This window comes from Marinobacter sp. LV10R510-11A, from assembly GCF_900215155.1.
GTDB lineage: Bacteria > Pseudomonadota > Gammaproteobacteria > Pseudomonadales > Oleiphilaceae > Marinobacter.
Map to the genome: position 1 here is coordinate 2,926,219 of NZ_LT907980.1, position 13,731 is coordinate 2,939,949.

The 13,731-nt window shown below is 53.5% G+C and carries 12 protein-coding genes, 1 pseudogene and 1 riboswitch; of the genes and pseudogenes, 1 reads left to right on the forward strand and 12 read right to left on the reverse strand.

What is annotated here, in order from left to right:
* Window positions 1-8: 8 nt before the first annotated feature.
* From CPH80_RS14025 to cbiB, 12 genes and pseudogenes are all read right to left on the reverse strand, one after another.
* On the reverse strand, window positions 9-1,016 hold the full coding sequence (locus CPH80_RS14025) for an LPP20 family lipoprotein (RefSeq protein ID WP_157746899.1): 1,008 nt from the start codon (window positions 1,014-1,016) through the stop codon (window positions 9-11).
* Window positions 1,009-2,391, reverse strand: a complete 1,383-nt coding sequence (locus CPH80_RS14030) for a transglycosylase SLT domain-containing protein (protein WP_096278728.1) — start codon at window positions 2,389-2,391, stop codon at window positions 1,009-1,011. Before CPH80_RS14030 ends, CPH80_RS14025 begins: the two co-directional genes overlap by 8 nt.
* Before the next feature lie 3 nt (window positions 2,392-2,394).
* Window positions 2,395-2,982 carry a hypothetical protein gene (locus tag CPH80_RS14035; RefSeq protein WP_096278730.1) on the reverse strand — a complete coding sequence of 196 codons (588 nt, stop codon included), beginning with the start codon at window positions 2,980-2,982 and terminating at the stop codon, window positions 2,395-2,397.
* Between the two features lie 26 nt (window positions 2,983-3,008).
* Window positions 3,009-3,767 (reverse strand): ETEC_3214 domain-containing protein, encoded by a 759-nt coding sequence (locus CPH80_RS14040; RefSeq protein WP_096278732.1) that lies wholly within the window; start codon window positions 3,765-3,767, stop codon window positions 3,009-3,011.
* A 461-nt stretch (window positions 3,768-4,228) separates the two neighbouring features.
* A pseudogene (locus tag CPH80_RS14045) lies at window positions 4,229-4,955 on the reverse strand (AAA family ATPase); the annotation flags it as partial.
* Window positions 4,956-5,567: a cob(I)yrinic acid a,c-diamide adenosyltransferase gene (gene cobO, locus CPH80_RS14050; RefSeq protein ID WP_096278734.1), complete on the reverse strand. Its 612-nt coding sequence runs from the start codon at window positions 5,565-5,567 to the stop codon at window positions 4,956-4,958.
* A gap of 26 nt (window positions 5,568-5,593) precedes the next feature.
* Window positions 5,594-6,361 carry an ABC transporter ATP-binding protein gene (locus CPH80_RS14055; protein WP_096278736.1) on the reverse strand — a complete coding sequence of 256 codons (768 nt, stop codon included), beginning with the start codon at window positions 6,359-6,361 and terminating at the stop codon, window positions 5,594-5,596.
* Window positions 6,361-7,320, reverse strand: coding sequence for a FecCD family ABC transporter permease (locus tag CPH80_RS14060; protein WP_096281636.1), 960 nt, complete (start codon window positions 7,318-7,320; stop codon window positions 6,361-6,363). Before CPH80_RS14060 ends, CPH80_RS14055 begins: the two co-directional genes overlap by 1 nt.
* A 33-nt stretch (window positions 7,321-7,353) precedes the next feature.
* Entirely contained in the window at window positions 7,354-8,136 is a 783-nt protein-coding gene (locus tag CPH80_RS14065; protein ID WP_227520496.1) for a cobalamin-binding protein, read from the reverse strand.
* A 165-nt stretch (window positions 8,137-8,301) separates the two neighbouring features.
* Complete coding sequence (locus CPH80_RS14070; protein WP_096278740.1) at window positions 8,302-10,119, reverse strand: TonB-dependent receptor domain-containing protein; 1,818 nt, start codon at window positions 10,117-10,119, stop codon at window positions 8,302-8,304.
* Window positions 10,120-10,277: 158 nt separating this feature from the next.
* A riboswitch (cobalamin riboswitch) is annotated at window positions 10,278-10,488 on the reverse strand.
* Between the two features lie 29 nt (window positions 10,489-10,517).
* Window positions 10,518-11,537, reverse strand: coding sequence for a threonine-phosphate decarboxylase CobD (gene cobD, locus CPH80_RS14075; protein ID WP_096281638.1), 1,020 nt, complete (start codon window positions 11,535-11,537; stop codon window positions 10,518-10,520).
* Window positions 11,538-11,539: 2 nt separating this feature from the next.
* Window positions 11,540-12,487 carry an adenosylcobinamide-phosphate synthase CbiB gene (cbiB, locus tag CPH80_RS14080; protein WP_172898606.1) on the reverse strand — a complete coding sequence of 316 codons (948 nt, stop codon included), beginning with the start codon at window positions 12,485-12,487 and terminating at the stop codon, window positions 11,540-11,542.
* Window positions 12,488-12,641: 154 nt separating this feature from the next.
* On the opposite strand from cbiB, the gene cobT reads away from it, so the two are divergent.
* Window positions 12,642-13,706 carry a nicotinate-nucleotide--dimethylbenzimidazole phosphoribosyltransferase gene (gene cobT, locus CPH80_RS14085; protein WP_096278744.1) on the forward strand — a complete coding sequence of 355 codons (1,065 nt, stop codon included), beginning with the start codon at window positions 12,642-12,644 and terminating at the stop codon, window positions 13,704-13,706.
* Window positions 13,707-13,731: the final 25 nt, after the last annotated feature.

The following is a 13,731-nucleotide window of genomic DNA, read 5'->3' on the forward strand; positions in this document are numbered from 1 at the left end:
CCCCGCACTCAAGGCTCTTTATGCATATTCAGAGCACGCCAAATACCACGCTCTTGAATTTCCTCAGCAACCAATCGGTTTGTTGTTTTCAACGCCAGATCAAAATCGGTAAGCGAGCTGGCGGCAGCGTCGTAACGAGCAGATGAGATCTCACTACCTTTGTTATCATTAAGCGAAATCAGTGCCTTCAGCTGAACGTGATACTCATCAAATATTTCACGTTTGGAAGGGTCGCCAGTCACGGCAATCACGCCATCATAATTTCCATTTGGGGTACCAACTTCTGCTCGCAAACCAAGCTCCAACAGCATCGTCAAAAGCTCTTCGCCAACATTCGACGTGTAAGGGTCCCAAGTTACTGCCAGGTTCAGGGACTGCTGAATACGGTCGCGCTCTGCCAGCAACGACTGATACCGAGACAACGCCCCCTGCCTCAAACTGCCATCCTGACCGGCTGACTGCACCAGCAAGACCTTATCGATAGCCTCTGTGATCAGGCCTCGGGCAAGGGTAAGACGGTAAAGGTATTTCACACGGGTGCTGTTTTCTACATCGGATAGGCGAGCGTCAATTTCCCGGCCCAACCGATCAATATCCTTTAGGATGGAATCGACTAGGGTTTGACGATCCACAGATAACAACACGAACAGTCGGTTACCAGCCTGGGCATTATTGACCGTCCGAAACTCCGACAATTTTAACGATTCTGTGGTCGTACGAACGCGATTTCGCGTTTTTGAAGTTTCTTGACCATCCGTCAGCACTGTTTCGGTTTGAACATCGGACGTCACGTGGGTTTCAAGCTTCCCCGCAATCACTGCCAGGGCATCATCTCGCGCGCCACGCAATGCCATTCCTTCACCAACCCCGTAAATTGTTGACGAGGTATCTACCGGCGGGCTGAGCACCCATTCCGCCAACACTCCCGATTTGCCGTTGCTCGCACATCCGCTCAGCACAAGGCTTAAGAACAGGGTAATCAGAAGCGCCGGGCTATTAGTACGCACGTTAATCACTCGACAGTACCTCCTCATACTTGGCCAAACGACTGGTCACTTTGCGCAGATAGTTAACCGTCTCCTCATAAGGCAGATTGCTCATCAAATGGGCGTGAACCTCTGAGGGCGACATGGTATTGGCGATACGAGTAGCCGGCTTGAGAGCCATGGAGTTACCGGTTAAAGCCTTGGATACGTTGCCCGGCCCTGTGTTATAGGCCGCAATCGAGCAGTACAGGCGAGAGAGCGGATCCTCGATACCGCGGAAATAGCGGTAATACAGAATATTGAAATAAGCCGCACCAACCTTAATATTGTTTTCAGGATTGTAAAGATAAGACGGTGCAAGCAGCCTAGGCTTACCAAACAGCTTCTCGGTTGCGTCTTGCCCTGCGCTAGCCGGTACTATTTGCATAAGGCCGAAAGCGGGAATCGGTGATTTTGCCATCGGGTTAAAAGCCGACTCTGTCTCCATAATGGCCAGCAGTAGTTCTGCTGAAAGCTCGAACTTCACGTTTTCACGGTTGATAGATGAAACGAAAGGACGCGCCCGAGCTGGGAGATGCTTAAGCTGATCCGCGTCGATGGCTTTCGTCCTCCATACTTCACCTGAGCCCAGCATGGGAGTCGGTGCTGCCTTGATCTTGGGTTTAGCCTTAGGCTTGGACATTGGCTTAGATTGCGGCGTTTCGACTGTTGGCGGCTCGATTGAGCCCTCATCAATTGCCATCGGAAAAGTCCAAACGACAACTGATTGTCCCTGTTGATTTCGCTCAACCTTCTTGGCCGAGGCAACCATGGAGTCAATCGCCCCATCAACCCGTGACTGGCTCGCCGCACTATCACCAAACAGGTAGGCGGGCAAAACAGGCTTGTCATCCAGCTCCGCCGTTTCCAGATGATCGAACTGGGCAAGACTCTTGGATTCAACCTCGCTCGCCACTTCGTCCTGCTCAAAAGCTTGCCGATGCGTGAGCGACATCAGCTCAGCAAGCACGGTTTTAGCCTCCGCCAGATCAAAGCCAGAATTGGCGTAACGCTCAGGCGTAGACCAAACGATCGTGCCCTTCTTAAAATCAACGACGCGCTTGCGTTTATACTCGTCTTCGTAGAGCACCCAGCGGGTTTGGGACGACTGCTCAGGATCAGCCCATACATCGGCAATTCGGCTCTCGTAACCAGCCGATACCTGTTCATGAAGCGCTGCGAATTCACGCGCCTCTTTCTGCACCTGGTCCCGATAGGACGCGTAGCCTTGCTGCACGTCTTGCTTATACGCCGCAAAGCCCGAGTCGCCCGATTTGTATTCAGATTTTGCAGCTAAGTGGTAGCTACCCAATGCAAGAGGGCAACCAATCAGCAGCACAGACATGGCTCTACGAAAACGACTCATTTCTTATCCTTCTAGGGCTTCGTCTAGCTCTTCAGCCGCACGCTTGGCGCGATATTCCTGATACAACAGGGCTTCGTTGTTGGGGTTCAACTGACGGTTGGACTTGTCGATAATTTGCTCGAAAATCTTGCGATTCTTCTCTGGGGCCAGCACTACCATGCTGCAGAACAGCATCTTGTCGCCCGGGCCTTCCAGATAATCCATTCGCTGGGGAATCGCGCCGTTGAGCATCTGATCAGCCACCTGCTTCGAGACACTCTCGAAAGTAGAGCCTGAGCCCGCTTCGTCACCGTTCTCGGTGAGTGTCTGATAGGTTTTGTCCATCGCCTGGACATTCACCCCGATCTGCTGCGCCAATGCCGCTCGAGCCAAAGCAACGGATTTGGCTTTAAGAATGCTCATGTTGGCGTTATCGGGAACGCACTCCGTGGCTGCCAATGCGCCCTCTCCTGCCACACTAGCAGGCGTCATAACCCAGGCTGGCAAGCCGCTATTGGATGTGGGCTGTTCAGGCGCCTGATTGCTGGCACAACCTGCCATCAGGCTTGCTGCCAACATTGCGGTTACTAATTTGATCTTTGAATGAATCATTACACGCTCCTTCGATTGTCGTTTTATTACTGATAGGCCGAGAGATAATGACCCAGATCCGCCGGGCTCAGGATTGACGATTTCAGATCGCCAAGGGACACAGTGCCCCAACCATAAACATTAGGTTTGGTCGACTCGCGCAAGACCTTGCGCAACGCTTCGGAATCACCACCCAGCAAGACGCTCTGATAAAGTTCTGCCAGTCCTTGCTCACGACTGCCATCACCGTAATTGACCCAACCGGCAAAGGCCTTTTGATTCAGCGACCCTCCCCCAAGATTGACTGATTCGAGGTAAGTCGCACTGTTTTTTGTCCAGTCCGCAACAAACTCGTCCGGCATACCTTTCAGCTCTGCAAAGGTAAACTCCCCGAGGTCACCTCCCCACTCGCCGAACACAGACGGGGCAAAGCCTTCCTGAAGGCTGATCACAACAAAACCAGCAACTTCATCTGATTTCACAAGCAGGGTAAGTAGGTATTTTTCATCAAAAAAATATTCTGCGCTTAGTTCCCGCTCCAAGTTGCGACTGACTTGCGGCGTACCGAATATTTCTCTGGCGTAATCCAAGCTTATGCCAGACTGGAGATAACCTAGGTCTTTGTATTCGGGAATATTGGTAAAGGTCGATATGGCACGGTCGGTGGCACTTTCAACAATCATGATTGCTTCAGAAAAGTTGCCAAGAGCAATAACGGGCAATGTTAATGCGGCTACCCAGCTCAACACTTTCTGGCGAAAGCGAGTATCTGAGTTGGCTTCATCCTGTTGCTGGGCGTCGCTCATTTATTAATGCTCACGAAATGCTTCAACGGGTTCATAGAGTTTCTCAGATACCTTTTCTGAAGCCAGCGAGTATAAGCAGGCGAACACAAACTATGTAGATTCTTATCCCGAAAGAAAAACCTCATGAGCAGAGGTGCACGGGGGAGGCATTAAGTTATCTTTGTGATTGAAATCAATAGAAATATCTCAAAATATTATTTCAGCATTACCGACTGTTAACAATCCCTGCTTTGTAAACGTTAGTAAAATTTACAAACTACTAAACCTGTCACCAACCGCTGCGACGCAGTGGATCCAGAAACTCTTTAACGTGGCCAAGGCTGCGGTGGGTTTTTTCGGCGTCGAGCGTGGCGCCCCAGATCGTCAGATTGTAGGCTCGTGGGTATCATAAAATTTCATAGCCGCTTACTTTGTCAATTTGGTCAGCAACGCCTCATCGTCCAGCGCAACACCTGTGCCCCGCCCTGCGCGTGCAGCCAAGTCAGATCCGCGCGGGTGCTTTTGCTACCGGGAAGGATAATAAGATCCGCCGGCGGAATGGGCTGATCCGGGCCGATAAACTGAAGGTTCACGCCTGGATGCAGGCGCAACGGATCAAAATCGTTGTGATTACTGATGCGGGGTACAACAGGCACAATCACGTTGAGAGCCTCAGCTTCGCTGGTGCCCGAAGTACCGATGCTGTCTTCGGAATCCACAATCAAGCCGTGAAGGTAGGCAATCCGTCGCCTCTGCAAAGCCCATGTTGGCGACGTCGTTGGCGCGCAGGTTAATCTCAGCCGGGCTACCTGCACCCTCGGCAATGATCACATCGTAGCGTTCGCTGAGTGAACGCCAGGCTTCCATAACCGCCGTCATGGCCTCGGCTTTGTAAGCGTGATAATCCAGTGCATCCATATTGCCATGCACTTGGCCGCGCAGAATAACCTGGGCGCCACAGTCGCTTTGGGGCTTGAGCAATACCGGGTTCATGTCGCTGTGGGGTTCAAGGCCACAGGCCAATGCCTGCAGCGCCGTGGAGCGACCGATCTCACCGCCATCCACTGTGACTGCACTGTTCAGAGCCATGTTTTGGGGCTTGAACGGTGCTACCGACACACCTTGACGGGCCAGCCAGCGACACAGGGCCGCAACAACGGTGGTTTTACCTGCGTCGGAGGTGGTGCCCTGGATCATCAGGGTGGTCATTTACAGTTCGACACCCTTCTGGGCCTTGATGCCCTGATCGTTGAAAGCGTGCTTCACAACGCCCATTTCGGTGACCGTATCGGCGATGTCGATCAGCTCTTGCGGGGCGTTACGGCCGGTGACAACCACATGCTGCATCTCAGGACGGGCCTGCAGATCATCCAGTACACGATCCAGATCAAGGTAATCGTACTTCAGCGCAATGTTGAGTTCATCCAGCATAATCAAATCATAGCTATCATCTTTCAACATGCCGGCAACTATGTCCCAGGCAGCATTGGCGGAGGCCACGTCCTGCTCACGGTTCTGGGTCTCCCAGGTGTAGCCCTGCCCCATCACGTGGTAGTCCACATTGGGCAAATCCCGGAAGAAGGCTTCTTCGCCGGTGCTGAATGCACCTTTGATGAACTGCACGATGCCTACTTTCATGCCGTGCCCCAAAGAGCGGGCCACCATGCCAAAACCCGAGCTGCTTTTACCTTTGCCCGGACCGGTCAGAACCAGCAATATGCCCTGCTCTTTCTGAGCATTGGCGATTCGTTCGTGCATGATTTTCTGCTTGGCTGCCATGCGTTTGGCGTGGCGTTCGGGGTCTTTTGCGCGTTCCTTCATGGTGTATGTCTCCCAGAAAAATTGATTTATTGTGCCGGCACAAACACCAACACACCGTCTGCCTTAAGGGTCATCAATCGCTGGTTGTATAAGCGCTCCAGCGCATCAGGCACCAGCATATTTTCTGCCGGCCCCCAGCAGGCATCGCCATTGGTATAAAGCAGCAAAACATGGCTGCACCAGCGAGCGGCCAAATTCAGGTCGTGCAGGCACATAAAAACGGCTTTACCAGACTGGGCCTGATCACGAAGCAGGTTCATCACTTTTACCTGATGGTGCAGATCCAGATGGTTGGTGGGCTCATCCAGGAGCCAGACATTGGGATTTTGGGTCATCAGCGTAGCGATGGCGACACGCTGACGCTCACCACCAGACAATGTGTCCAGCAAGCGATCAGACAAGTGACCGACATCCAACGCAGCCAATGCCTGCTGCGCACGCTCCTGATCTTCACCCTGCTCATTTTCCCAAGGCGACAACCAAGGATGACGGCCGATAAGGGCGGCTTCCATGACTGTCGCCGGAAAACTGTCCTGCCGCTCCTGAAACACCAGGCCGACTTGTTGGGCAATATCACGGCGCTTCAGCTCTGATAGCGACGATTCATTCAGCATCACCTTTCCGCTGCGAGCGGGACGTAAACCGGCGAGTGTATGAAGCAGGGTGGTTTTCCCGGCACCGTTGGGACCAAGCACGCCCCATATCTGGCCAGGCTCAATGCTGAGATTCAGTGCAAAGCCATCCGGCCTTCCCGGGATGTTTATAATCAGATCGCGCGTATGCAACGTGCTCATCAACGGCTCCGGTGCAGCAGGTACAGGAACATGGGCACACCCAACAAGGCGGTAATGACGCCAACCGGCAACTGTTCGGGAGCAACGACAGTACGTGCCAGAGTATCCGCAAGCACCAGCAATGTACCACCGGCCAAAGCGCTGGCAGGCAGGATAATGCGCTGGTCATTGCCCAGCACCAGCCGGAGCATGTGAGGCACAATCAGGCCCACAAAGCCGATACTGCCCGCCGTCGTTACAGCAGTAGCCGTTAGCAGGCCAGCGAACAGATAAACCGTCCATTCCAACGGCCGCACAGAGACGCCAAGCGCGGCTGCTTGCATAGGGCCGCGCGCCAGCACATTAAGATTCCGGGCAAGCGGCATAATCAATACGATGGATACAACCAGCACAACCAATGCCGGCCAGGGTGTGCGGGCGTATGAAACATCGCCCATCAGCCAGTACAGCATGCCGGGAAGTTTGTAGGACGGAGTAATTGCCAGCATTAACGTAATCACCGCCCCCCAGCCGGATGCAACCACAACGCCAGTGAGCAAGAGGCGGGTAGGCGTCCAACTGCCGGTACCATGAGCGAGGCCAAATACTAGTAAGATGGCCAGCATGGCGCCGGCAAAGGCTGAACCCGATATCAGCAGTGTTCCCATTCCAGCCAGCATAGCTAACAGAGCCCCGACGGCAGCACCGCCAGATAACCCCAAAATATAGGGATCGGCCAAGGGGTTGCGCAGCAGCACTTGCATAAGCGCGCCTGCTACACCCAACAGACCACCGGTGGCAAACGCCGCGAGTGCGCGCGGCAGACGCAGATCCAACAGGAGGGTACGGTTTAATGCACTGCCTTCGCCCTGAACAACCTGCCAGAGATCAGGCAGCGGGATAGTCACACTGCCTATGGCAAGGGCCAGCAACATAGCGGCCAAAGCCAGCACACCAAGGACAAGCAGAGAGCGGATCACTGACAGCAAGCCCACAATTGCTCATTCGTGTCATCAATGTTCACGGGCAACATCCAGCTTTTGACAGATCAATTTGCTGGCTTCGAGAAGCCTGGGGGTGGGTCTGGAAATCGGTGATGCTGGAACAAAAACAAGATTGTCCCGGGCTACCGCACCCAATCCAGAATAACCTTTCCATCGGTCGAGTTGGCCATCGTTTACACCTTCGGAACTTCCGGTAAGAATGGCTTGAGGGTTGGCTTGCAACACAACTTCTGCGCTGATCCGCGGTACCAGGCGCGGCATATCGCCAAACACATTGACCCCACCACACAACTGCAGAACCTTGCCAATCAAATGATCATTATTGATCGTCATCAGAGGCTGCTCCCACACCTGATAGAAAACCGGTATCGGTTCGGCATTGCGGTACTGCTCAGACAGCTCAGCAATGCCAGTACGAAAGCGTTTAGCTTCCGCAAAACCCTCGGCCTCCGTTCCTGCCAAAACAGAGAGGCGCTCAATAGCACTGGAAACCCCTTCGAATGTGCGGGGTTCAATGGCAAACAGAGGCAAGCCTAGCTCTTGCAGCAGCTCAACCTGTGCTGGCGGGTTGCCCGTTACCCAAGTAATCACCAGATCTGGATCGAGTGCCAGTAGGGCTTCGAGATCTATTCGGGTGTGATTACCAACGGAGGGTAGCTTCTGAGCTGCCGGAGGGTAATCGCTGTACGCTACGACGGCGACCACTAAATCACCTGCGCCAGCAGAGAACAATAACTCGCTGGCGCCAGGAGACAGCGAAACTATTCTTTTTGCTGACTGCGTTAGACACACTTCTTTCTTGAGATCATCCTGGACGCAGAGAGCGGCAAAGCTCTCTCTGCCATATAGCGTAAAAACAACGAAAACCAGAATGGCCAAGACTGGCCATACATTGATTCCATGCGTCCTAGTATTCAAACTATCGTCCAGGCTGAACAAAACTAGTTGCCACACATATTAATGGCCAAAATTGTACCTCACAGAGAGGAATGCAAGGCGACCAGCGCTGATGTAATCGGTGCTAACATCTTTTTTCGCTGTAGCATATTCTTTGTCCAACACGTTACCAACAGTTAGGGAAGCGACAAAACCTGAGGCAAACGTTTTCTGGGCGCGAAGATCCCATACGCCATAACCTGGCATTTGTGTACGCACGCTACTAAAAGTGCTCATGTCGTAATACTGATCAGGGCGCTGGTCTTCAGCCCTGATTGTTGTTCCAAAAACCCAAGTACCTACTTCTTTGTCTAGATCTACACGAATGGTGTTCTCCGCCCTGCGTATCAGTTGCTTTCCATCTTCCTTGTTCTCGAAATCACCGACACTCGCAACCGCCCTCAAGTTCCAGCCATTTTGACGCCAACCACTACTAAGTTCGACGCCACGCAACCGAGCTTCCGGTATACTCCCAGCGGCATTTTGCGATGGCAGAGATAGGTCTTCTACATCGGATTGGAATACAGCTGCGTCCCAAAACCATCTTGTATAACGGCCTTCTATTCCAAGCTCATAGCTAGTTGCTTCTTCTGGCTGAAGGTCAGGATTGCCAAAACCCGGATAATAGAGATCATTAAAAGTCGGTGCCTTGAACGAAGTGCCGGCACTGGCGCGTACCCGATAATTTTTATTCAGAGCATACCCAACTCCTACACCCCAAGTTTGCTCTGTACCGAACGTTTCATTGTCGTCACTTCGTAAGCTCAAATGGACATCCAGAGCGTCAAAATTCAATAATGCCTGGCTAAAAAACGCACTATTAGAACGGCTACGTTCATCATAAACTACGGTGCTATCTACCTGATCCACCGTATACTCAGCGCCCAACACAAACTCGTGCGCCCCAAAGGTCAGCCAATTCTCTAATCGAGAATTTCTCGTTCTAGTATTAAATACTCCAGGAAATGAGCTGAAATCTTCCATTTCGTCTCTCGCATCAGAAAACTGCAATGATGCGCGCCAATTTGCGGTAATTGGAACATCCAGATTCACACCTGCAACCTGAAAGACGAAGTCTTGTTCCCCGCCGTCATACTCAGTGTTACCTTCGGCATTCAGGAATGTGAAGCCAAGACGGACACCATTATCAAATTGATGACGTCCACTTGCCACACCAGACGTATTCTTATAGCTTTTATCTTCCCCGCCAGTAACTACAGGCGCACCATCTGTACGGAACTGATTTATACCAATGCTGAGCTTTGAAGAGTCGTTCGCAAGCGCAGCTCCTGCAGCATACTGCTGGCTGTTATAGTTGCCACCACCCGCTTCTAGCCAGCCAGTCTCCCCCTCATTTTGAGGCAAAGTAAAAGCCTGTATCACGCCGCCAGTGGCGTCAGCGCCATATAGACTGCTGCGGCTTCCCCGAACAATCTCAACTCGGTTAATTAATTGTGGTGGCAGATGCTGCCAAGCAGCCCCGCCGAGAGTTGCGGAACGAATCCGAATACCATCAACCAAAAGCACCGAAGCATCTGAAGAATTCCCTCGGATGAAAACACTCGTTGTTTTACCAAAAGAGCCATTGGGCACTACAGACACACCAGGCTGAGATTCAATGAGCTCACGAAACTCTTTGGGTTGTTGATAGCGAATATCATCTTCCTCAATGACAGTAACGGACGTCAGGCTTTCGCCCACCGTTTTCGGCCCAAGAGTTGCCGTGACAACAATCGGGTCTAACTGAGGAGTCTGTGAATCCTGAGCGATGGCAATTGAGAGGGGGCTAAACGCAAACGGGACTACCAGAGCTCTGATAACTGGCCGGGAGACTTTCATAAAACGCACTCAAATACGCACCACGCGCACCCGCATGGCTGATTATTGGTGCTGCAAAGGGAGAGAAAACCCGGCGGCAAGCCAGGCTGGAGCAATACAAAGGGTGGGGAAATTCCGTAAGACAGGCCGGTGTTTACCCACCGCAACTGCCCTCCGCAGCGTTCGGTGTGTTTACAGGCCGGTCTCCGGACTTGTGAGTTGTAATACTGAGCAGCGTAAGCCTTCCCATGCTTGCGCACAGTGGCATCTCTCTTCGCCGATCACTCACTTACCGTTGCGGGGGCAGTGCCGGACTTTAACCGGCTTCCCGTTTCACTGTTGTAACGACGATGATTGCACCACAACAGCACCTACAAACGCCGGGAAAGGCTAACAATGCGTTAATGTTTGGTCAATGACTAATCACAACTCTTTCCAACCAAAGCCATTTCCAGCTTTCGCCACTGACTTTCATCTGCTGCCAGGCCAAACCTCGACATTCCCGGCTGCTCAAAGACCCGAACCAAAACCCCCTGCTCAGCCAGTTGATCCGCCAGCAGCCGTGGATAATCAGTGCGAACTGTCAGGAACAGCGCACTACCACCAGCCAGCGTAAGCCCGGCTGCCTGCAACACCCCGCGCAATCTGCCCGCACTCCGCTGCAAGCGGGCACGAGCCTGAAGCTGCCAATCCGTATCGCTCAGCGCCTGCGCCATCACGTAGCGAGCCGGCCCACCAAGCGACCAAGGGCCAAGCACTCGCTTTAAAGCATCAGCAACTGCAGAGTCCGCAAGCACCACCCCGGCGCGCACGCCCGCCAAACCAAAAAACTTCCCAAGCGAGCGGAGCACTATTAAACCTGGCAGCCCAGCATGAGAACACAAACTGAACGCTGGCGTAGCATCCATAAATGCCTCATCAACAACCAACCAGCCACCGCGCTTTTGGAGCCGCTGGCACCAGCGCATCAATGTAGAGGGCGGGATTATTTCCCCGGTGGGATTATTGGGGTTAATCCACACCAGCACATCCAGCTGATCTAACCAACGATTATCGCAACCTGACGCGCCACAACGGGTTTGCTCAGGCCCTATGGGGATAACCGTGTGGCCCGCATTTCGCCAGCTGTGCCCATGTTCACGATAGCCAGGCACAGGTATGCCGACACGGCAGGGTTTGCGCAATCTCGGCAAAGCCATAATGGCCGCTTGGCTGCCGGGCACAGGAACACAGGCTGCAGAGAAAGGCGCGCCGGACCACTGGCGAATAATCTCCTCGAGCCCGTCATCGGCTTCCGGCAGCCTTTGCCATAGCTCCGCCGGTATATCGGGCACCGGCCAGCCAATCGGGTTTATGCCAGTGGACAGGTCCAGCCAATCAGCGCGGGGAATGCCCCAACGTTCTGCCGCTTCATTCAACCGCCCACCGTGTTCCAACATCATTATGAGTGCACCATCAAAAAGATAAGCGCTGTCACTGCCAGAACAACACCAACCCAGAGCCAAACCCCGTGCCGCACCAGCGTGATTGCAGCTTCAATACTGGCTGAACTCGCATCCTGAATGCCACCCAGAGTCGGGCGCTGCTTAACACCAGAGGGATAAGGCGAGGGCCCACCAAGCCGCACATTTAATGCACCTGCACCCGCCGCCATAACAGGCCCGGCATTGGGGCTGTCCCATAGTGGCGCTTGGGTTCGCCAGCACCACCAAGCCAGCTTGCGGTCGCCCAACAGCATATAGGTGAGCGCTGTCAGCCGGGCGGGCACCCAGCCCATCAGGTCATCCAGCCGCGCTGCAGCCCGGCCAAAATACAGAAATCGCGGGTTGCGATACCCCCACATGGCATCCAGGGTATTCACCATTCGATGCAAAACCACGCCTGGAATACCCGCTATCAGGAACCAGAACAGGCTGGCAAACACCGCATCTGCTCCGTTTTCAAGCATGGACTCGGTCGCCGCAGCGGCCACGCCTTGCTCATCCAGCGCACTGGCTTGGCGGCTGACAATACGGCTAACCTGTTCACGAGCCCCGTCAAGGTCACCCTCATGCAGCGGTTGCGCTACAGCTTGCCCATGCTCCGCCAGCCCTCTAAGAGAAATCGCCAACCAGAGCATTACTGCCTGAGCTAGCATCAACAATAGCCCCTCAAGTGCCACAGAAACCCAAACGGCCAAGATCAGCATGGGTACCGTTAGCAAAAGCACCGCTAACATCCCCGCAGGTAGACTTCGCCAGGGGTTTTCTGGTGCGATGTTGAGCCTCTTTTCTACAACGGTTACCAACCGCCCAAACCCAACAATCGGGTGCATGCGGCGTGGCTCGCCCAATAAGTGATCAAGTGCGAGAGCAAGCACACAAACAATGAAGGGAGCGAATAACAACACAGGTGTTCCCGGGCCGGTCAAAAGGTGAAGCCGTCAAGCCTACCTGATTACATCCAGTCGGAGTATGATCCCGCATTGTATTGGATTGAACTCAAGCTCCACCTCCGTAATCAGAACCCGCTTTACCGTCTATTGATGCCTAAAGGTATGTGAAATGTCGTTTCCTAGCAGTTGGACTACCTCTCCCCAGCAACCCGAAGCACGTTTTTTTGAGCGGGCCGCACAGCGCCAAAGCGTGTTGACCAAACCCGCAGGATCTCTAGGCCGGCTGGAAAATGTTGCGGTTCAGCTTGCTGGGCTTCAGGGCACAGACAAGCCGACGCTTGATCGCGTCCAAATTAGTGTGTTTGTGGGTGATCACGGTATTTGTGAGGAAGGGATTTCCGCATACCCCCAGGCGGTTACTGCCCAGATGATTGCCAACTTTGCCAGTGGTGGCGCGGCAATCAGTGTATTGGCCAAATCACTGGGCGCGGAGCTGGAAGTTGTTAACCTCGGCACGGTTGCAGACGTCGCGCCTGATTTACCGGGCGTAATAGATGCCCGCATCGCTCCGTGCACCCGCAATTTTGCGGAAATTGATGCCATGACCACCGAGCAGGTATGCGCCGCGCTTACACATGGCGATGCAGCGGCTCAGCGGGCGGCAGATAAGGGCTGCCAATTGTTTATAGGCGGCGAAATGGGCATAGGTAACACCACGTCGGCAACAGCCATGGCGTGTTCGCTGATGGGTAAGAACCCTATGAAGCTGACCGGCCCCGGCACAGGCTTAGACGTAGCCGGCGTACGCCACAAAGCCGAAGTTATTATCAGTGCTGTTCAGCGCCACGATAACGATGATGATGGCGAAGATGCGATGGCCGTGCTCAAAGCCTTTGGCGGCTTTGAGATTGCGGCGTTGGTGGGCGCCATTGCCGGCTGTGCAGCGCGATCCATTCCGGTGCTGATTGACGGTTATATTGTCTCTGTAGCCGCGTTGATTGCCATAAGCCATCAACCAGACATTCGCCCATGGCTACTATTTGCCCACCGTTCTGCCGAGCCTGGCCACCAGGCTATTTTGTCAGCACTGAATGCCGAACCACTGCTTGATCTTGGCATGCGCCTTGGCGAGGGTAGCGGTGCAGCTACAGCCGTTCCACTGCTTAGAATTGCCTGTGAGCTACACAACGGCATGGCCAGCTTTGAAGACGCTGGGGTTAGTAACAAAGAGTAGTAACAAAGAGTAGTTATAAAGAGGG

What these genes read in the sequence shown, in the direction of transcription:
- CPH80_RS14030 (WP_096278728.1), bottom strand. Translation starts at nt 2,391, where the DNA reads ATGAGTCGTTTTCGTAGAGCCATGTCTGTGCTGCTGATTGGTTGCCCT.
- CPH80_RS14035 (WP_096278730.1), bottom strand. Translation starts at nt 2,982, where the DNA reads ATGATTCATTCAAAGATCAAATTAGTAACCGCAATGTTGGCAGCAAGC.
- CPH80_RS14040 (WP_096278732.1), bottom strand. Translation starts at nt 3,767, where the DNA reads ATGAGCGACGCCCAGCAACAGGATGAAGCCAACTCAGATACTCGCTTT.
- cobO (WP_096278734.1), bottom strand. Translation starts at nt 5,567, where the DNA reads ATGAAGGAACGCGCAAAAGACCCCGAACGCCACGCCAAACGCATGGCA.
- CPH80_RS14055 (WP_096278736.1), bottom strand. Translation starts at nt 6,361, where the DNA reads ATGAGCACGTTGCATACGCGCGATCTGATTATAAACATCCCGGGAAGG.
- CPH80_RS14070 (WP_096278740.1), bottom strand. Translation starts at nt 10,119, where the DNA reads ATGAAAGTCTCCCGGCCAGTTATCAGAGCTCTGGTAGTCCCGTTTGCG.
- cobD (WP_096281638.1), bottom strand. Translation starts at nt 11,537, where the DNA reads ATGTTGGAACACGGTGGGCGGTTGAATGAAGCGGCAGAACGTTGGGGC.
- cobT (WP_096278744.1), top strand. Translation starts at nt 12,642, where the DNA reads ATGTCGTTTCCTAGCAGTTGGACTACCTCTCCCCAGCAACCCGAAGCA.